A 19,096-nucleotide genomic window follows, 5' to 3' on the forward strand; every position below is an offset into this window, starting at 1 on the left:
GTCCACAGTGATGGACAAAGAGTCTTGCTTTATGGACAGTTTTATGGTTTATAATTTGTGTCTCTTATTTTTACATTAAGAAATGTTCAGTGAACACGGTCCTTATATGTCTTTCAGGGTAGATTAGATGTTTTGGCACGGTAAGTGCTTAAAAAGGGCAGTGAATTTAAAAACCATTTATTGGAGGTAAAGAGAATGTCTTTTGATGATGCAAGCGCAAATGTTGGTGTGAATCAGGCCGGTAAATCCGGTGGCGATGCAGCTGGTTACGCTGGTGCAAGCTCCGGCGCAAGCGCTGGTTATGGTTCCGGTCATGGAACTGCGACTGTGCAGAATGTAGACCCCATCGGTACCGGTGTAGGTGTTGGCGGTGACGCTGCTTCCGGTGCTAGCGCAGCCGGCGCAATGGGTGGCGATGCAACTGACAACACCTCTATCGGTTCTATCAACATCAGCTCTTAGGCTGTTTGGCTAACATTAATCTTTAAATCTGGAGAAAATTATGTCTTTTGATGATGCAGGCGCAAATGTGGGTGTAAATCAGGCCGGTAAATCCGGCGGTGATGCAATGGGTGGCGCAAGCGCCGGTTCATTTGCAGATGCAGGTCAAGGCAGTGGTTCCGGTTCCGGTTTTGCTTCCGGTGGCGGCTCTACTTATGCTGAAGGTACCGGTGTTGGGGTAGGCGGCGATGCTGCTTCTGGTGCTGGCGCAGCCGGCGCAATGGGCGGCGATGCTACTGATAACACCTCTATCGGTTCTATCAATATCAGCTCTTAAGGCCTTAACTTTTAATAAAAGGAGACCAGTATGTCTTTCGCAGATGATTCCCAGGCAAATGTGGGTGTAAATCAGTCCGGTAAATCCGGTGGTGATGCTGCTGGATTCGCAAGCGCAGGTTCCGGCGCAGATGCAGGCTCCGGTGTGGGTTCCGGTTCCGGCTCAGCTTCCGGTTGGGGCGGTGCTTATGCAGAAGGTACCGGTGTAGGTGTCGGAGGTGACGCAATGTCCGGCGCAGGCGCAACCGGCGCAGCAGCTGGCGATGCTACTGACAACACTTCTATCGGCTCTATTAACATCAGTTCTTAATAAGCCGTTTTTGTATGTTTGGTGGGAGACTGTAAGGTCTTCGGCAAATTCAGGTGTAAACCTAGCCGATACATAAGGTGGTGATGTTATGTTCACTGCTTGTGCGACCGGTGCTGCCGGTGGCGATGCCACCGACAACACTTGTATCGGTTCTATTAACGTCAGTTCCTAGTTGCCATAAGGCAATTTTAACTTCAGTTCAAGGAGAAAATTATGTCTTTTGATGATGCTCAGGCAAATGTTGGTGTAAATCAGTCCGGTAAATCTGGTGGCGATGCAATGGGTAGCGCAGGCGCTTACTCCGGTGCAGACGCAGGTTCTGCTAGTGGTTACGGTCATGGATCAGCTTCCGGTTCCGGCGCATTCGCAGAAGGTACCGGCATAGGTGTTGGCGGCGATGCAGCTTCCGGCGCAGGTGCAGCTGGTGCAATGGGTGGCGATGCTGCCGATAACACCTCTATCGGTTCCATCAATATCAGCTCCTAAGTTAAGTATATAAAAAAGAACGGAGGGATTCCTCCGTTCTTTTTTTAGAAATGAAGGAAAGATCATGAGTAAACCCGTTATCGGATTACTGGCAAATCATGGAAGTACTCAGTTAGACGCGATCCGTGAAGCAGTTGAAGCGGAGGGAGGTCAGCCGCTTGTTTTAGATATCCGTTTGGGTGGTGAGAACAAGCCGACAATGACCATTACTGATGATTCTCTCAAATATGACGGATATGACCTTTCAGATGTCCGGGCCATACATATCAGATGTAATGCTTTGAATACGATTCCTTCACTTCCGCCGGTAATGAACCCGACTACCTACGCTCAGTTCCGGCATCAGTTTCTCGTCGAACAGGAATACTATGCTTCGACCATGAGTTTTTTTGATGAATACCGCTCTCGCGGGGGGCTGCTGGTCAATTCGCTCTCAGAGGTCTACCTGGACCATGATTCCAAAAGCCAGTTTTACGAAAAGCTTGCAGCTAACGGGTTTCCGGCCCCAGTAACTTTAAGCACCAATTCACCGGAACGCGCGGAAGCCTTTGTCAGGGAAGTCGGCGAGGCTGTTGTCAAACCTGCCTCCGGTGTAGGGTCCACCCGTATTGTCACAACTGCGGATCTTGCTTCTCTGTCGAGGTTGAGCCACAGCCCCATTTTAATGCAGGAATGTGTTAAAGGCCCTACCATCCGGGTTCATATTGTTGGCGATCAAGTCGTACTGGCACTCAAAATTATCAATGAAGGCGGGGTTGATTCCCGCACAGAGACCAAAGAATTTCATTACTATGACATGCCGGAAGATGCGTGTGAGAAAATTGTTCGCTGCAACCGTATGCTCGGACTCCACTACGCAGCCTGGGATGTTATAGAAGTAGAGGGTGGCAACGGATATTGCTATCTTGATTGTAATCCCGGTCCATATGTAATGTGGATCGGAGAAGATTTTTACCGGGAGGTTTTCAGGAATCTTGCGCGGTATATGATCGTCTTTGCAGAGTCCGGGTCGGTTGAGCAGGCATCCCGGTCAGTGCGGAGAGTGGAAAGGATTTGATGATATTTTTTATTGTTTGAGGAACCGGAGTTTGTTCCGGCTTGAGGGGAAATTCAGGAAAGCCGCCATTTGGCAGTTCGTTCATGGGGGTGGCCTGAAAAACAAGAAGGTGTAACCATGAAGAAAACCATTCTCTTTTTAAGTGTCTTCTGTATGATTCTTTTTACGTCTGTTGTCTATGCGCAGGACCGCAATCTGATGAAAACAGATGACATCGTCAACCAGCTTAATGCTGAACCCAAACCCAAAGTTAAATTCAGGGCTATCAAAATCGGAGGTGCTCCTGCTCCTGCCGAAAAGGCCGTTGAGCCGCCGCAAGTGACATTTGATATCCGTTTCAAGTATGATTCCACTGAACTGGCCGATGCAATGTCCAAAAAGCAGTTGCAAGAACTCGCCAAAGCTTTGAGCAATGACGCTTTTGCCAATGCCCGTTTTGAAATCGGTGGGCATACCGATTCCAAGGGCAGTGCTGCTTACAATATGGCCCTCTCCGACAGAAGAGCAGATGCCGTTCGTAATTTCCTGCTTGATAATGGAGTGGCAAGCTCCAAGATGAGTGTAAAAGGATATGGTGAAACCCTGCCGATTTATCCGAACGATACTGCAGAAGGACGGGCTAAAAACCGTCGTGTTGTAATCAAAAGGCTTAAGTAAGCTTTGTTGAACCGGTATAAGGAGATTTGTACTTCTTATACCGGTTTGTTTTTGGGGCAGTTTTTATATTCACCAAAAAGCAATGGAGGTACACAAGTGCGCCTACAATCGAGAGCTCGGTATTGTTCCTGCTTCCCGGTTTCTCTTAGCTCTGTTGCCGGTGTATTTTTATTCTTCTTTTTGGTTTTACTGCTTTCAGGGTGCGATTCCGGGGAGCAGGAAACTCCCCCCCCGCCGAGGACAGCTATTCAGCTTCCCGAAGATTCGGGACTGACTTCGGCTGCCAAATCCGGTCCTCCTGTTTTTTACCAGTATACCATTCTTCCCGGATCTCCCCCGAAAATGCTGGTGGAGTTCTCAGTTACCGAGCTTAAACCCGGTATTGATTATATTGTCGTTCCGACTCAGTTCGGTACTGCTCACAATATTCAAAAATATTTCAAAAATATAAGGGCATTCGACAGCCATGATAAAAAGGTTGCCGTAGTCCCGGACAGGTCCCATTCCCCAAGGTTGCTTGGGCTTGCCATGGCGGCATGGAAGATCAGTGTCCCGCAGGACGGCTTTATTAAAGTCAAAGCTGAGTTGGTCGAGCCGGCGGCGAAGGAGTTGGGTTACGGTTGGATTCTGCAGAATCATTTGCGTGATGACTGGGTCCAGTTTGCTGCCACCAGTTCGCGGATATCATTGGAGTCGGTGTTAAAGTCCAGAAGGGTTGAACGCTTTGATTTCAAGCTTCCCCAAGGAACACGCATAGTCTGTTCTGAAAAGAAACAAGAAGACGGATATGCCTATGATCTTTGGACGATGGCTTTTATAGGCGACTACAAAAAAGTGCAGAGTTTTTCAGACGATTTCGTGAGCGTTGAAGCATATGCCAATCCTCCAGGGCTAAAGCTCAAGGAAATTATTGGCAAATCGACTAAGGACATAGCCGGAATTCTCCGGCATGCCATCAAAATTTATGGTGGCCCGCCAGACCCTGCCAGCGGACTCCCATTGAAAGTCAGGACTGTTTATCAGACAGATTCGGCTTTTTCCCGTCCCAGATTTAAGGCCGGTGTAGCGTGCAATAAAGATTTCTTTTTCGCTTTCACCAATACCGAGGGCGGCCTTACAGATTATGTGACGCATGAAAGTTTGCACTTCTACAATGAGTGGGCTTTCAGCGGACAACCTATCCCTCCATCCGGTACTCCTGCAGATGTAATGTGGGTGCTTGAAGGCTTCAACGAGTACGTTACATTTAAATGGCAATATGATGCGGGGATGATTAGTGCAGAAAGTTTTTGGAAGCATATGCGGGATAAAAAGAAAGCATACATGGCTTCCAAGTGGAAGAATACGCATTCAATACGCAGTGCTGCTGATCATTATAACTCTCAGGAAGCATTTGATATTATTTATGCTAAAGGGCCGTTGGTGGCTCTGTTGCTTGATCAAAGCATCAAGGAACAGACAAATAATTCAAAGTCTATTGACGATGTTTTTGTTCAACTGTATAGAAACTATAATAGATATCAAGGTAGGCGGTTGTACACGAACAAAGATGTGCTGAATATCCTTACGGATATTACCGGTGCTGATTACAGCAATTTATATAAGAAGTGGGTTTTGGGTACAGAGTCACTTGATTTCTCATCTGTTCCGCAACTTGGCGGTTGAGTCTTGCTGCGAGGGGCAAGGGGGACTTTCAAAAAATAGTCCATTTAAGGACATCTACGTTTTCGTGATGGCTGCTTAAACATATTCGGAATATTTTTTATTCCGACAGGATTTTCACGTGCTGTTTTTGGATAATGCCCTAATACTGGGTATTCCGAACGTGCCGTTTGATTTTTGATGCCCTGTTCACGAAAGGATTGTTATAGGAAAATCACATATTCAACTTAATTTTTGTATAATTTTGTTGTAATGTGGTTATTGATCTGTTTTTTGAGGTGTTATGAAGTGTTAACAGGATATGAAAGGTATAGGTCAAGGCAAGTTCAATGGATTTGAATGCGACGATAACAACAGTGTACGGCACGCCCATAAGAGGGAAAGATGTCGTTGACCTGCTCAAGGTTGAAGGTTCTTTTCGAAGTGCCGTTTACGGCCTCATTGAACGGGAAGTGGTCAAGACAAAATTTCAGGAATACAAAATTAAGTATTCCGATAGAGAATATAAGCAGTTTCTGATTTCCCGTAAGGTGGAGAGCGGGGTTCCGTGTGCCAGAAGCATGGCTAAATTCTGCAGATTGAACGGCGTTACCGAGTTGCTCTGGGAAGAACATGCCAAGGTTTTATTCTATAAAGAAAAAGTAAAGGAATTTGTAGTTACCCCGGTAAAGATCAAAGATTATTTTAAGCAGAATAAGCTCTGCTTTTCCTCTCTCGAAGTTTCGCGGATTGTCGTCAAAGACAAGAAAACCATCGATTTCATCCATAATATGTGCACCCAGAAGGGAAAACATTTCGCCACACTGGCAAAAAAATATTCCCTCGACGAAAACACCGGTAAACTTGGCGGTTCTCTCGGACTGATCAGGCGCGGAACTCTGCCTCATGATGTGGAAAAAGAGCTTTTCTCCTGCAAGAAAGGTGATATTTGCGGTCCATATAATGAGGCCGGGCTTTGGACTCTATATAAGATTTTCAGCAAGAAGACTCCCAAGCTGACCAAAAGTCTGGAGGAATATATTTCAGGTATTATTTTTTCCGACTGGTTGAGGAGTCATGTACTGGAGGCTAAGGCCTAATACCCGTTGAGAGTGGTATCTGTGCGTATTGTCACTAATTTTTCCAAACGAGAAGACTATGGCTATTGACGAAAGAAAGACTGTTAAATTTGAGCAGCAGGCCATTGCTGCCTCTGTCAGGCATCCGATTAAGGCAGCGAAGCTGCTTTATTCCGTACCCAGCTTCATTCTCCGCGGGCCGATATATATCGTGTTTCTGCTGCTGGTTACACTTGTTGTTTATTCCTTTTGGGCTAGAAAAGATGTGCTGGTCACGGCTCCCATGACAATTGTCACCGAGTCCACAACTATTCAGGCCATTGGCGGGGGACAGATCACGGATATACGGGTGGGAGAGAACAGCTATGTCAATTCCGGAGATATGTTGCTGCTGATTCAGGAGCAGACCCGCGCAGGTATGGATACCGAGCAGGAGTCCTTTGACGCCCGCATCAGTGAGCTTGAGCGTGAAAAGGAAAAGGCCAGTAATGAGTACAGTCACAAGCTTTCCCAGTTTAAACTGGAACTTGATGACATGGTTAACAACAGGGGGACCCGCAAGATTTCTCTGGAAGGCCAGATCGCGCAGCTACGCACCCGGATCAACTCTGCAGCAAGAGAACGGGATTTGCGCCAGAAAGAATACAAGACATCTGCCGCACGCTATCAGCGGATGAAAAAACGTTATGAAGCACGCGATATAACTGTAACCCAGTTCGAAAGCGCCCGTTCCGATTATGAACGCCGCAGGAGTGCTGTCAGCGATGCTCAGGCATCTGTTTCCGAGCTCAGTGTGCAGCTGAATACATTGCGCAACCAGTTGTCCAATCTTCAGGACCAGCACGGTGCTGATAAGTTGAAAAAAGAGATTCTGCAGCTTGAGCTTCGGCGCGACAGGGAACTCAAACGTTTTGATGATCGTTTGGCAGGCATGCGTGAACGCCAGGAAAAGGCTCAGCAGCTGATTGAAGGTGTTTCTTTTGACGAGACCTCAACCGAATACGCTGCAGTGTTTGACGGTCTGGTGACCAATGTTCATGTTTCCAAAGGAGAACTTGTTTCTCTGGGGGCGCCATTGATTACTTTGGTTAAAGATACTGCTGCTCTAGAGGGACAGCTTCTGGTCATGAACAAGGACATAGGTAAGCTGGAAATAGGTCAACGGGTCAAAATCAAGTATTTTGCCTTCCCGTATCAGGAATACGGAATTCCGGAAGGCACCATTTATGATATCGCCAAGCGTCCCGGCGGTGTGGATGGTCAGGAGTCTATGTATTTGGTCAAGGTCGCACTTGACGAAGAAACCATCAAACGTGTCGGTTCTTCCAAATCCCAGCCACTTGAAATCGGACTGGAAGGTATAGCCGAGGTCAAGACTGGTGAAAAGCGCTGGATCGAAATGTTCTTCACTCCCATCTCGCAGTTCTTCAACAAGGATAGCGAGGAGTAAGTTTGAATCCGGAGGACATGTTCTCCGGCCGGAACAGCTTTGAGCGTATAGGTTTCAACTGCTGCCAACCGAGAAAATGAGGAAATGATAGATGGATTCGTATAAAGAAGCGGTAAGATATATCCTTGCCACCCATATTATGTTCAGTACCCTCTCTACAGAGGATAAAAAGGCCATTGAGCCGCTGTTTGAAGCCCGCAAGTTTGAGGAAAGTGAACTCGTTTCCGAGCAGTCCTCTCCCATTGACGGGATGTATTTTGTTTATTCAGGCAAACTCAAGGTAAAGCAGACCATTGAAGGGCGCAGGGTGCTGGTCGGAGAATTCGGTCAGGATACCACTCTTGGCGAAATGAGCCTGATCAAAGATAGTGAGTGGGAATATCAGCTTACTTCCACCTCCTCCAAGACTGTCCTCTTGGTTCTGCCCAGTGATCAGGTGCGGGGCATGCTGCCTTCCCGTCCGGCCATGGAGAAGAACTTCAAACGTTATATAGGTCAGGTTGTCGTCAGTCAGCGGCTGCGGGCCATGCTGGGGTCTGGGGAGTGTTCGCAGGAAAAGTTTAAGGAGCTGCTTTCCCATCTGGGCGTAAAGCGCATCCCCAAAGGCAAGAATATTTTTTCTCAGGGAGATGATGATCCGCGTTTGTATTTTCTGGAAACAGGCACTGTCGATCTCATCAAGAAAGTACGTGATGATCTGGTCATTCTGGACCGTGTCTCCCGTGGGGAAGTCGTCGGTGAAATCGGTGCTCTGGCCGAGGATGGAAAACAGACCTATACGGCTCAGGCGGTCACCGATACAACCGTGCTGGTTATCAAGAAACCTGCTGTGGATGCCCTGCTCTCCATTAACCCCCTGCTTGGCGACCAATTCAAGGAACGCCGTGATTATCTGGTCTCCGTGGAACAGGCAGAACTGGAGTCACTTGATCGCGCAGAAGGCATCGATATGCGTATCCGCCTTTCCGAAGGGGTTACCGAAGACGAATTCCGGGCTATGGAAGATAAGCAGGAAGTCAGAACTTTCCCGATTATCAAGCAGGGTAATGACTCAGAATGCGGTGCTGCCTGTTTGACCATGATCACCAAGCATTACGGTAAAAATTTCAAACTGGGCCAGATCAAGGAACTCTCCAATACGTCCAGTGCCAATGATTCTCCGCTGGGAATAATTACCGGTGCGGAAAATCTCGGCTTTCAGTCCAAGGCCTACGCCCTGAAGTTCGAAGAGCTTAAAACCGTCAAGCTGCCGGGCATTGTGGGCTGGGAAGGAAGCCAGTATTCCGTGCTCTACAAGGTCTCCGGTAAAAAAGTATTTCTTGCCGACCCGGTGGATGGAAAGTCCAAAACCCTGACCAAAGAAGAGTTCATTACCGGCTGGACCAGAGCCTCACTGAGTGGGAAGGACAGTTCTGAGGATACCGGACTTTTCATCGGGCTGAACCCGACTACCAGATTCAATCAGCTGACCCCGCCCAAGAAACCGCTGCATCACTTCATTAATTTCCTGCTGCCGTATAAGCATTTCTTCATGGAAGCCATGGGCGCGGCTTTGATTATCAACCTGCTGGGACTGGCCTCGCCGCTTTTCATTCAGGTTATTGTTGATACCGTTGTTGTTCATAAGGACGTCAGTCTCCTGAACATGATGCTGGGCGGTATGGTTTTAGTGGCAATGATGACCACATTGACCAGAGTTGTGCAAAGCCTGCTGCTGGCCCACACCACGGCAAGAGTTGATATGCGTATGATGAGTGAGTTCTACAGGCATATCCTCAGTCTGCCCATGCCTTTCTTCCTGACCCGCAACAAAGGTGAAATTCTGGCCCGATTCGGGGAAAATGCCAAGATCAGGGCTATCTTAACCGGCTCGACCATCACGGTAATCCTGAACACCCTCATGTTGACCATCTATTTTCTGATGATGTTCAGCTACAACTCGAAATTGACTTTTGTCGTACTGGCCTTCATTCCCGGCTATATCGGGCTGATATTGTACTTCACGCCCAGAATTAAGGCCATTTCCCAGCAGATATTCCTGACCAACTCGCAGTCTCAATCATATCTGATTGAATCCTTGAACGGTATCGAGTCAATCAAGGCCACAGCCAATGAATATATGGCCCGTTCCCGCTGGGAAGACGCGTTTGTTGAAAACGTCAACAACTCTTTCAAACAAGCCAAACTTATTCTGACTTCCACAAGTCTGCATAGCCTTCTGGGGTTGGGGTCCACAGTATTCATCCTCTGGATCGGTGCCAACCAGGTTATTGCCGGGACTATGTCCATCGGTGAATTGATGGGCTTCAACATGCTGGTAGGTTTGGTCATGGCCCCTATCCAGCAGATGGTCCAGCTCTGGAACAACCTGCAGGATATCCGTATCTCCATTGACCGCGTGAGCGATGTCCTGAACGTCAAGCCGGAACAGGAAATGATTACCGATGTGGAAAAAATGCCGAAGATTATGGACGAGTGCGATGGATCCATCGATTTCAAGGATGTTAACTTCAGCTACATGGCCGGAGAAAACGAACAGCTCGTTATGCGAGGTTTCAATCTTAATATCGGTTCCGGTGAACACGTAGCGTTTGTTGGTGCTTCCGGTTGCGGTAAGTCCACAATTGCCAAGATGATTCTAGGCTTCAACATACCCAAGAGCGGTGAATGTACCATCGACGGGGTCTCTATCCTTGATTACGATTTTAAATCCCTGCGCCAGAATATAGGTGTGGTTCTTCAGGATCCGTTCCTCATTTCCGGTTCAGTTGCAGAAAATATTGCACTCGGCGATCCCGAGCCGGATATGCGTGCTGTTAAGCGTGCAGCCATGCTCTCTGGTGTTGACGGGGAAATCATGAAGTGGCCCCTTGGTTACCAGACCCGAATAGGTGAAAAGGGAATGGGTATCTCCGGCGGACAGCGGCAGCGTGTCTGCATAGCGCGAGCTTTGTATCGTCAGCCTAAGATTTTAATTTTTGACGAAGCGACTTCCGCCCTTGATAACGAATCAGAAAGCCTGATTCAGGAAAACATGCGTTTCATCCTCAAGGGACGCACATCCATTACCATTGCCCACAGGCTGTCTACCATTATCGATGCGGATAAAATCTGTTTCATCGCTGACGGAAAAGTTTCTGAAATGGGCACCCATAAGCAGCTTATTGATGCCAATTATCTGAGAAAGATGGGCTATCAAGGCAAATACTACAAACTGGCTCAAACCCAGTTCGGCTTGCCGGATCTTGATCTGGACGGCAATAATGAGAAAAAGGCAGATGCTTCTGAGGCTCCGGTTGCTGATTCTGTATCCGGAAATGCTGAGAGTCCTGCTTAGATTCAATCGGTTAAATTGAATACATATCGGGGGAAAAATGAGTGATAGTGATGACAAAACAATGCTGCAGGTTGGGGATTTAAATCAAGCTGGCAGCGAAGAGTCTCCAGAAGCGAAACTCATATGCCTTGACGATTCGGCCTTACCGGAAGAATCAAAGAGTCTGGTGGTTAAGCTTAAGGAAGATGACGTTGTTTTCGGTCGCGGAGGCGATTCGACGGTAATCCTGGCATTTAAAAAAGTCTCGCGGATGCATGCGCGGGTCTATCCATCAGGTGACGGTTGGGGCATTGAGGACCTTAAAAGTACCAACGGTGTGTGGATCAACAACAAGCGGATTACAAATTCCCTGCTTGCTTCAGGAGATACTGTAACTATTGGCTCCATTCCTTTCAGGTATGAACTTGTCAGGCCTGAGATTGAAGGGGTTGCATCTGAAGTCGATGAAGAACCAAGCGACGAGAAGACTATGCTTTTTGGTGATCTCGGAGCTTCAGATGCCATGATTTCCGCAAGCGAAAAGAAAGACGACGAGCCTGAAAAGGTTGCCGAAGAAAAACCGGTGGCCAGACCGGCCGCTAGAAAGGCGGCACCAAAAGCTACTGTGAATAAACCGGCGAAGAAGGGTGTAATGGCGAAGATCGTCGTCCTGTTGCTTCTTCTTTGTGCCGCAGGCGGTGGAGCTTATTACTACACATCCATATATTCAGTACAGCAGGTTCAGGAGTCCTTAGTCAGAAAGAACCAGAAGAAAATTAAAAACTTTGTGCGTGACTACGAAGTCTATAATGATACATTCGACCATCAATCCTATGTCGAGGAAATGGGGACATTGAATGATTTGCTCAGCCTTGTGCAGGAAGGGTTGACCCGGTACCCGGACAACGTTGATCTACAGGCAGAAGAATCCACAGTTATCCTCCTGCGTCTGGAAAGGCAGGTGGCCAAGCTCTTCGCAGAAGGCAGAGAGTCCGAAGTGATTGGGCTAATTGAAAAAACTGAAAAAGAAGTACTTAATTACTTCCGGAACGGTGAAGATGACAAGTCTTCTGCATTTAGCAGGATCAAAGAAGTGGCAAGTCTTATTGATCTGCTTGATATTACTGCAAAATATCAGATTTTTGCTCTCAAATATCCTTTCCCGAGTGTACCAAGCACTGTAAAGATAACTTCACAACTTAAAGATGATATTATTCGTATTAAAGGGTTGAAGGATAATTTCAGTGATCTTCTTAAAAGTAACAACAAAGCTTTACGGGTAACATTCAAATATATGAATGGAATGGTTAAACATGTTGATGATCAGGTCTTGACATTAGTGGAGAAATGGTATCATTTCATTTATAAAAGTTAATGATACTTAAAAAAAATTATCCGAAAGTCAGTCGCGCATAAGTACGGCTGACTTTCAGATAATATGGATATTAAATTTCGGCAAGAATGCTCGTTGGTTAGGGCAAATTATAGACAGAACTAGGATACTTAAATGAAGCACAAGCGAAAAATATTACTGCTAGCCTTCGCACTGACATTCCTGATGCACGTAAGTGCGGGTACGGGATTCGCGCAAGATGATCAAGACTCGCTTTTGGATAGTTTGTTTCAGTCCAAAACAGACGATACATTAGTGTCATTGATTAAAGAGGCGACAAGCAAGAAGGCCGAAGGCGGGCAGGGATTGATGTTCGGAAAGGATGTAACGGTTCTTTCTTATGAGGAAATCCCGCGTACTGTGCTGGAAAGCAATCCGAATATTGAAATGTCCGAAATCAATATTAAGATGTCTGAATCCAAGAAGGATGAGGCGGACGCATATTTCTATCCTACCTTTGATTTTATGTTCAATTATTACCAGTATGATACCTATAACCGCAGCGAGGAGATAGGGCGTCTACGTCAGGTGGAAATTGATTTTGATGAGTTTGAGGCTTCATTTGTACGCATGCAGACCGGTGAGGCTGAGGTCAGCTCTCTGCAGTGTTTGCCCAGAGTTTATGACAGTACTACTGATACCTGGCTTTATGAAGGTGACTGTGCTGACCAGACAGCATATTCTGTAAGGACTGAATTTGCCAGTGGGAGTGCTTCATATCCCACATATCCGGAGCAGCTGTCCGGTTCAGTTGGAATTGCCCAGCCTTTGGAGTGGGGGCAGTATTTGAATTTAGGCTTTTTGGTCGAATACCAGAATGTCCGATATCCTTCGCTGGGTGAGTGGAGTGCCTTGTACAGTGCTCCTACCGGAGTTGATTTCCCCCTTGGGCATAATCCGTGGGCTTCAACCCTTTCCGGCGGATTTACCACCGCACTGCCTTATACAAAGGATTTCGGTAAGGATGGATTTAGGCCTACAGTAGCAGCCAAGCTGGCTCAGATCGGTAGTAAACAGCAACAATTTAATCGTAAAAACGCAATTAACTCGCTAATTTCCGGGTCGCAAATAGCTTATTGGGATCTGGTTAAATCTATCAAGAAATTACAGATTATCCATAATCAGCTGGTTGTAATGAATGATATTGTTGAGCGAACAAAGCGTCTTTATCTGGACGGCATGCGTACCACCTATGATATGGTGCAGGCTGAATCAAATTTTGCTCAGCTTCAGGATCGCAAAGAGATAGCCTGGAGTGAAATGGTGGTGGCATCCAACCACCTTTCTGAATTGCTGGGCCGTGAACCTGATGAATTCCTTTTCCCTGTCAATTACATCCCCAGACTTAAAGACCGTTTTGAAGTTGACGAAAAGGCCAGTTTGGCGGAGGCCAACGAAAATCGCCCTGATTTGAAGTTGGCCCAGATAAATCTTGAATCTTCTTCCATTGAGGAAAGATACAGTCAAAACCAGATTCTTCCCGATCTGAAATTTTTTGTGAATTTCAGTCTTGCTCAGGAGAATAATGTTTATGGCTACTCAACTTTTGGCGAGTCAATCGGACATCTTGGCGATCCCGATTCCGTAAATTGTTTTGTGGGATTTTCGTACAGCCTGCCTTGGGGTAATAAAGCTCTGGAAGCTTCCTATGCTCAGGCCAAAGCCCGCAAACGGCAGGACGCGATGAAGGTTGAACTGACCAAAAACAAAATGGTCGAAGAAATTAATCTGGTAAGTTCTCAGGCCATGAGCAGTAAGCGGTTGATCGATATGTCCGCTTTGAATTTGAAATTGAAACAATATGCATACGACAAGGCAAAGCAACTCCGACAGGATGATCAGCAGATTTCAGATTTTGAGTTTCTAGAAAAATTCAATGATCTTCTTGATGCAAAATTGAGTTATCTCAATGCATTGGTGGAACACAGGAAAGCTTATGTTCAACATCAGGCTTCAATTGGTACTTTGTCTGAAATTTATGCTCCCGAAACGGGTGAAGACAAATAACAGGATAGAGCAGCATGATGAAAAATAATTATATTTACGCACTTAAGTCCGTTTCTCTGCTCTTGTGTCTTCTTCTGCCGGTAGCAAGTTACGCGCAGGAAACACCGGAGAATCAGCCTGAACAGGTTATTGCTGAGAGCAATGCCGGTTCAGAAATTCTGGTTGATGAAAAGGCCGGTGAGCAGGAAAGTGAAACCATAAAATTTTTAAAGGCTTCACTTGAGTCCAGCGGTTCTCCTGCATTGAAGAGTCTGGTTCTTGATAAATCCATGTTTGTCGCAGGCTCGCGTGTTCTTGCGCTAAAGGCTCTGGAGAAAAACCTTTCCATTGAACGTTCCAAGATTTGGCGTGAAGTCGCCGGAGAGAGTATCGAGGAGGCACGTGCCTATTTTGATCCGGTCTTCAACCTTTCGGTAAACTACACCCATTCTGAAAAAAATAAGAGAGAGGTCAGGCTGGATTCGGACCGCAGAGGGACAACCAACGCTGCAGGTGTTGAGACCGGTACTGACGCGGACCGCTATATCATTTTTGAACCTAACTCTCCTATTGAATATCTTTATTATGATCAGCCGAGACGGGCCGGGTATTACCCTGAGACCACTTCGGCATGGAATAAGCTGACCTCAAACGATATTCCGTATCTTTATGAGCCTGATGAATCCGCAACTTATAATATTAACATTAACCAACGTATCCCTTGGGGACCGAATCTTAATCTTGCCCTGACCACAGTGGAGTCTGATTCCCGTTGGATTCTTTTTGATAAGAGTGATTGGGGTCATTATGACCGGCCATGGAAATCAACTTTGACGGCAACCTTGTCTCTGCCGCTGCCGTTTACCCGTAACTTTGGTGAGTATTCATGGGCTGATTCCGAAGTAGAGCGTACTAGGCTGGATGAAAAGCAGGCGTATTGGGAAGTAAAATCCACAATTAACAATACCTTGTTGACAGTTGGTCAGGCATACTGGGATCTTGTTTATGCTGTTAAATCCTTGGAAGCATCCATAAGCCAGCGTCAGCGTGTGGAAAAAATTCTGGAAAAAACCCAGTTCAGGTATGATGAAAGATTGGCGACTGAATATGATCTGGCACAGACCAAATCACGTTTAGCATCCGCCAAGGATAGTGAAGTCCAGTCCTGGAAAAATCTGCTGACCGCATCTAACGTACTGGGAGATCTGCTGGATATTAAGGAAGAGGTTCTCATCCTTCCCAGTGGCTATGAAGCTCTTATGGGCAAGAGACTGGATGGTCTTACTGAACAAGCTTCCTCAGGAATTAAAAATAACCCGGAATTGAGAAAGCAGGCAGTTATGATCAAGTCAGCCGACTTGATTGTAAAGCAGCGTGATAATTATACAAGGCCGGACCTGCAGGTTACTGCAGCATATACCAGCACACAGGCCAGCTCTGTTTACGGTTACAGAGATCTGGGTGAATCACTTGGTGATGTTTTTCTGAACTCCGATAAAACTTCGTCTAATTTCACTTTTAACTACGGCTACCAGCTTTTCAACAAAGGGCCTGAAGCCATGCTCGTGACCTCCAAACATTCCCGCGATTATCAGCAGGTGGATAAGAAAAGGATCGAGCTCAGCCTTAGGCATGACCTTGCAGATGGTATGGCCCAGCTTGTTTCTGCAGAGTCCCGGATAGGTATTACCGAGCAGAACCTGAAACTGGCTAACACAGCATATGAAAAGGCTCTTGCTTTGCGTGATGATGACGAAACCACTGAGTACGAGGTTCTGACCAAGAACATCGATGTACTCGCCGCAGAGTTGCGGTATGTCAGGGCCAGAGTTGAGATGAAAAAGGCTGAAGTGAGTATGCTGCATGCCCTTGGTGTTCTTCCGGAAGTTTATGCTGACGTAACGGCGCAGACCGATTTTGATCGTCATCGGATCCATCTCCTGAGAGCATCCAAGAAAAATAAAAACATACAGGAAGGCAGTTAAATGACTTCTAGGTTAATTTCCAAAAAATATACACTGCTATTAGCTGTATTCCTGCTTTTGGCAGCAGGGACTCAGGCCTTTGCCCAGCAGGCTGAAGAAGGCAAGGCTGCTGTAGGCGATCTTATTGCTGAATCTCTTGGCGAGCATAACAGTGAATGGGCTACTCACCTGATAAATCAGGCTCTTACTGATAGTGATCAGGATTGGAAAGATGTGAAAGGTAAGGAGCGTGTGCTGGTCAGCCCGAAGCAGGCTGCGCTTGGTGCTCTCCAAAAGAACCTTTACATTTCACTCTCGCGTGAAGATGCGAAAATCGCAGATGAGGCTATTCAGGAAGCCAAGGCTATTTTTCTTCCGGTATTTCGGGTTTCAGGAGACTTCACAAGTAAAACTGTGAATAAGCGCAGCAAAGAGGCTGTGATTATGACCAGCAAAAACTTGTTTACTCCTCCTACAAATATTCCGCCGAACCCGAATGTAACAACACCGCAAATTACGCAGATCGGTTGGAAACAACAGGCGGAAGGGCAGCTTGAAACTCATGAAGTTTATGCTTCAAAGCCCGGTAAAGACGATCCTAGTTATGATGCCAATATGGATGTCGGCGTCACCCAGCAATTGCCTTGGGGACCGACCCTTGATCTGGGAGTGAATCTGGCTTGGAACGGAAATGAATATAATGAACATGGACACAAGCTTAAGAATCCCCGTCAGTGGACAATGGGTACTGTGCTTTCCATGGTAATTCCTCTGCCCTGGACACAGGGATTCGGTCCGGACTCAGCACAGGAACTTGCTCGTGATATAAGTGAAAAGCAAAGCGAGCAGTCTTTCTGGAACGTTAAGTCTACTATTAATTCCATCCTTTATCAGACTGACCATGCCTATTGGAACCTTGTTGGAGCTTGTGAAGCCCTTAAAGTGGCAATTGAGAACCGCAAGATGGCCAAGAGTCAGCTTGATCGGATGGAGGCAATGTTTGCAGACGGAATGGCAACCAACTACAGCAAGCTGCAGAGTGAAGCAGAATATGCATCCGCAAAAATGGCCGAGGAAGAGGCCTTACGGACAATGCTGGACAGCAGCTACGCCCTTGCCGTTCTGGTAGATAGCGATCCTTCCCGGACACAGGCCAATCTTTACCTTCCCGGTAAGGAGATGGAGGGTGTGAAAGGTTTGGAACTGGAAGCCAGCGAAGCCAGGGATATGGCTATGAAAACCCGGCCTGAATTGAAATCCAGTAAGTTGGGAATTGAGGTTGCCGAACTTGAAAGGGACGTGAGTAAAAACAATGCCCGTCCGAATCTTAAGGCTTACACTTCTTGGAATGTTCGTCAGGAAGGGGCAACAGTAGGTTACAAAACTCCTGGTGACGCAATCGGTCACATGGCTGATCCTGATCAGGTTATTCAGAGTTATTCCGGAGTATACAATTACCCTCTCTTTAACAGGTATTATGACGCCAAATACAAGAAGGCTAAGTTTTCCCTCACAGAATCCAAAATTGTGGAGAGTTCGGTTCAGAATAATGTAAATTTAGAAGTTGAAAACGCGCTTGCCTCCCTTGAGTCCGCGCGTTCCCGTTACGCATCATCTGAACAGGCCCTTGAGTTCGCTCAGATTGCTTATGATCGTGTTTCAGAAAATCATGAAATGGGAGAAGCAACCGAATTTGAACTTAATGCCGGACTGCAGCGGCTCATGAATGCCAAGTTGGCATTTGTTCAGGTTCAGCTCGATCTGCGCAAAGCCACCTCCTCTCTTTATGCTGCTCTCGGGTCTATTGGAGATGAGCTGGTTAAGACTCAGGCTGAAGTTGGAGATTTTGAAAAATATCGTCTCGGACTGCTTAAGTCCGGTGGTGCCATGAATTTTTTCAATCTTGCTGAAAAATAGACCTAACAACCAGAGAGCGCGGGATAAATGAGGATAGGTATTTTTGCACATACTGAAAGTCAACAGGCCCGGGCTTTGGTTGAACTTTTTGATTCTGAACAGGACACGCAATGTGTCCTGTTCGATTTGTCTATTCCATCTGACGCAGAAACATCTATATCCCCGGACAAACTCTTTTTTGCAGGTGAACGTGTTGATACTCTGGATGTAGCTATCCTGCATGGATATTCCTACGATAATCCGGTAGTTCCCCAAGCTGATGATTTTCAAGATTTCAGCGTATGGCAGTTTGGATATCTATCAACGCAACAAAACCAGAGTTACCTCTTCAGTCTATTTTCCGAAATGAGTCGCCGTGGGGTAGAGGTGTTGTGTCCTCCTCGGGCACATGTGCTATGCTACGAAAAGACACATCTGCTCTACCGGCTTAAGCGCAGTGGTGTATCCGTTCCCTCATTTATCCTTTCCAATACAATGGATGATGTTGTTGAGTTCGTATCCAAGAATGTGTGCTCGGTATGGAGGCCATCAACCGGCAGGGCTTTGTGGCAGCTATTTACCGATCGTCAACGTGAATTTTTAATCAATGCCGATAAGCCTCCTGTTATGGTAGCCGAGACTGTAAAGGGGCCTTTTTGCCGTGTTTTCTCATTTAGAGGCGAACCTGTTATGGCCTTGAAAATGGGATACCCTAACGCTGAGCCTCCTGAAAATTTGGAAGTGTTATGGGAATATGAGCCTTCTCAAAAATTAAGGGAAGCGTGCAAATTGATTTACGATAGTAGTGATATCGGTTGGGCTCAGGTCATGGGTGTAGAGGGTGATGATACATTCTGGGTATATGATGTGGATACTGATCCTATTCTTAACTGGCTTCCTGACGCTCAGCGAGTCTCCCTGCTCGATTCATTGGCGCTTTTATTGGCAGGTAAACAGGGTGAGAAAAAACCACTCTTGGAAGCAGAGGAAAGATCCCCTCTTTTTTTAAGACGGATGTTGAGGATTTTGTTTGATTTTGAATACGCTAAGTATGGAAATTAAGATTATTTAACAACACGATTGG

Annotated in this window: 15 protein-coding genes; all 15 read left to right on the forward strand. The window is 46.5% G+C overall.

Features of this window, described 5'->3' with window-relative positions:
* The first annotated feature begins 195 nt into the window (after positions 1-195).
* The 15 genes from ACKU41_RS14950 (at position 196) to ACKU41_RS15020 (ending at position 19,074) form a co-directional block, all read left to right on the forward strand.
* Complete coding sequence (locus ACKU41_RS14950) at positions 196-462, forward strand: hypothetical protein (RefSeq protein WP_319778220.1); 267 nt, start codon at positions 196-198, stop codon at positions 460-462.
* 40 nt (positions 463-502) lie between these two features.
* Positions 503-778: a hypothetical protein gene (locus ACKU41_RS14955; protein WP_319778221.1), complete on the forward strand. Its 276-nt coding sequence runs from the start codon at positions 503-505 to the stop codon at positions 776-778.
* Positions 779-808: 30 nt separating this feature from the next.
* Entirely contained in the window at positions 809-1,087 is a 279-nt protein-coding gene (locus ACKU41_RS14960; RefSeq protein WP_319778222.1) for a hypothetical protein, read from the forward strand.
* 213 nt (positions 1,088-1,300) lie between these two features.
* Positions 1,301-1,573, forward strand: a complete 273-nt coding sequence (locus ACKU41_RS14965; protein WP_321401918.1) for a hypothetical protein — start codon at positions 1,301-1,303, stop codon at positions 1,571-1,573.
* A 64-nt stretch (positions 1,574-1,637) separates the two neighbouring features.
* On the forward strand, positions 1,638-2,630 hold the full coding sequence (locus ACKU41_RS14970) for an ATP-grasp domain-containing protein (protein WP_321401920.1): 993 nt from the start codon (positions 1,638-1,640) through the stop codon (positions 2,628-2,630).
* Positions 2,631-2,747: 117 nt separating this feature from the next.
* Positions 2,748-3,287 (forward strand): OmpA family protein, encoded by a 540-nt coding sequence (locus tag ACKU41_RS14975; protein WP_319778226.1) that lies wholly within the window; start codon positions 2,748-2,750, stop codon positions 3,285-3,287.
* A gap of 96 nt (positions 3,288-3,383) precedes the next feature.
* A complete protein-coding gene (locus tag ACKU41_RS14980; protein WP_321401922.1) occupies positions 3,384-4,952 on the forward strand; it encodes a hypothetical protein in 1,569 nt (522 codons plus the stop codon).
* Positions 4,953-5,278: 326 nt separating this feature from the next.
* Positions 5,279-6,028 (forward strand): peptidylprolyl isomerase, encoded by a 750-nt coding sequence (locus ACKU41_RS14985; protein WP_319778228.1) that lies wholly within the window; start codon positions 5,279-5,281, stop codon positions 6,026-6,028.
* A 58-nt stretch (positions 6,029-6,086) separates the two neighbouring features.
* Entirely contained in the window at positions 6,087-7,457 is a 1,371-nt protein-coding gene (locus ACKU41_RS14990; RefSeq protein ID WP_319778229.1) for an HlyD family efflux transporter periplasmic adaptor subunit, read from the forward strand.
* A 91-nt stretch (positions 7,458-7,548) separates the two neighbouring features.
* Positions 7,549-10,794 (forward strand): peptidase domain-containing ABC transporter, encoded by a 3,246-nt coding sequence (locus tag ACKU41_RS14995; RefSeq protein WP_321401925.1) that lies wholly within the window; start codon positions 7,549-7,551, stop codon positions 10,792-10,794.
* Between the two features lie 37 nt (positions 10,795-10,831).
* Positions 10,832-12,148: an FHA domain-containing protein gene (locus ACKU41_RS15000; protein WP_321401927.1), complete on the forward strand. Its 1,317-nt coding sequence runs from the start codon at positions 10,832-10,834 to the stop codon at positions 12,146-12,148.
* A 132-nt stretch (positions 12,149-12,280) separates the two neighbouring features.
* Positions 12,281-14,173 (forward strand): TolC family protein, encoded by a 1,893-nt coding sequence (locus tag ACKU41_RS15005; protein WP_319778232.1) that lies wholly within the window; start codon positions 12,281-12,283, stop codon positions 14,171-14,173.
* A gap of 14 nt (positions 14,174-14,187) precedes the next feature.
* Positions 14,188-16,137: a TolC family protein gene (locus tag ACKU41_RS15010; RefSeq protein WP_321401930.1), complete on the forward strand. Its 1,950-nt coding sequence runs from the start codon at positions 14,188-14,190 to the stop codon at positions 16,135-16,137.
* On the forward strand, positions 16,138-18,033 hold the full coding sequence (locus ACKU41_RS15015; protein WP_321401933.1) for a TolC family protein: 1,896 nt from the start codon (positions 16,138-16,140) through the stop codon (positions 18,031-18,033).
* Positions 18,034-18,060: 27 nt separating this feature from the next.
* The gene (locus ACKU41_RS15020; RefSeq protein ID WP_321401934.1) at positions 18,061-19,074 is read left to right on the forward strand and encodes a hypothetical protein; all 1,014 of its coding nucleotides are present in this window, start codon (positions 18,061-18,063) and stop codon (positions 19,072-19,074) included.
* Positions 19,075-19,096: the final 22 nt, after the last annotated feature.

Source organism: Maridesulfovibrio sp., assembly GCF_963678865.1.
In the GTDB taxonomy this organism is placed as follows: Bacteria; Desulfobacterota; Desulfovibrionia; order Desulfovibrionales; family Desulfovibrionaceae; genus Maridesulfovibrio.

Excerpts from the sequence above, each read along its gene's own strand:
- ACKU41_RS14950 (WP_319778220.1), top strand. The coding sequence starts at position 196 with ATGTCTTTTGATGATGCAAGCGCAAATGTTGGTGTGAATCAGGCCGGT.
- ACKU41_RS14955 (WP_319778221.1), top strand. The coding sequence starts at position 503 with ATGTCTTTTGATGATGCAGGCGCAAATGTGGGTGTAAATCAGGCCGGT.
- ACKU41_RS14960 (WP_319778222.1), top strand. The coding sequence starts at position 809 with ATGTCTTTCGCAGATGATTCCCAGGCAAATGTGGGTGTAAATCAGTCC.
- ACKU41_RS14965 (WP_321401918.1), top strand. The coding sequence starts at position 1,301 with ATGTCTTTTGATGATGCTCAGGCAAATGTTGGTGTAAATCAGTCCGGT.
- ACKU41_RS14970 (WP_321401920.1), top strand. The coding sequence starts at position 1,638 with ATGAGTAAACCCGTTATCGGATTACTGGCAAATCATGGAAGTACTCAG.
- ACKU41_RS14975 (WP_319778226.1), top strand. The coding sequence starts at position 2,748 with ATGAAGAAAACCATTCTCTTTTTAAGTGTCTTCTGTATGATTCTTTTT.
- ACKU41_RS14985 (WP_319778228.1), top strand. The coding sequence starts at position 5,279 with ATGGATTTGAATGCGACGATAACAACAGTGTACGGCACGCCCATAAGA.
- ACKU41_RS14990 (WP_319778229.1), top strand. The coding sequence starts at position 6,087 with ATGGCTATTGACGAAAGAAAGACTGTTAAATTTGAGCAGCAGGCCATT.
- ACKU41_RS14995 (WP_321401925.1), top strand. The coding sequence starts at position 7,549 with ATGGATTCGTATAAAGAAGCGGTAAGATATATCCTTGCCACCCATATT.
- ACKU41_RS15000 (WP_321401927.1), top strand. The coding sequence starts at position 10,832 with ATGAGTGATAGTGATGACAAAACAATGCTGCAGGTTGGGGATTTAAAT.
- ACKU41_RS15005 (WP_319778232.1), top strand. The coding sequence starts at position 12,281 with ATGAAGCACAAGCGAAAAATATTACTGCTAGCCTTCGCACTGACATTC.
- ACKU41_RS15010 (WP_321401930.1), top strand. The coding sequence starts at position 14,188 with ATGATGAAAAATAATTATATTTACGCACTTAAGTCCGTTTCTCTGCTC.
- ACKU41_RS15015 (WP_321401933.1), top strand. The coding sequence starts at position 16,138 with ATGACTTCTAGGTTAATTTCCAAAAAATATACACTGCTATTAGCTGTA.
- ACKU41_RS15020 (WP_321401934.1), top strand. The coding sequence starts at position 18,061 with ATGAGGATAGGTATTTTTGCACATACTGAAAGTCAACAGGCCCGGGCT.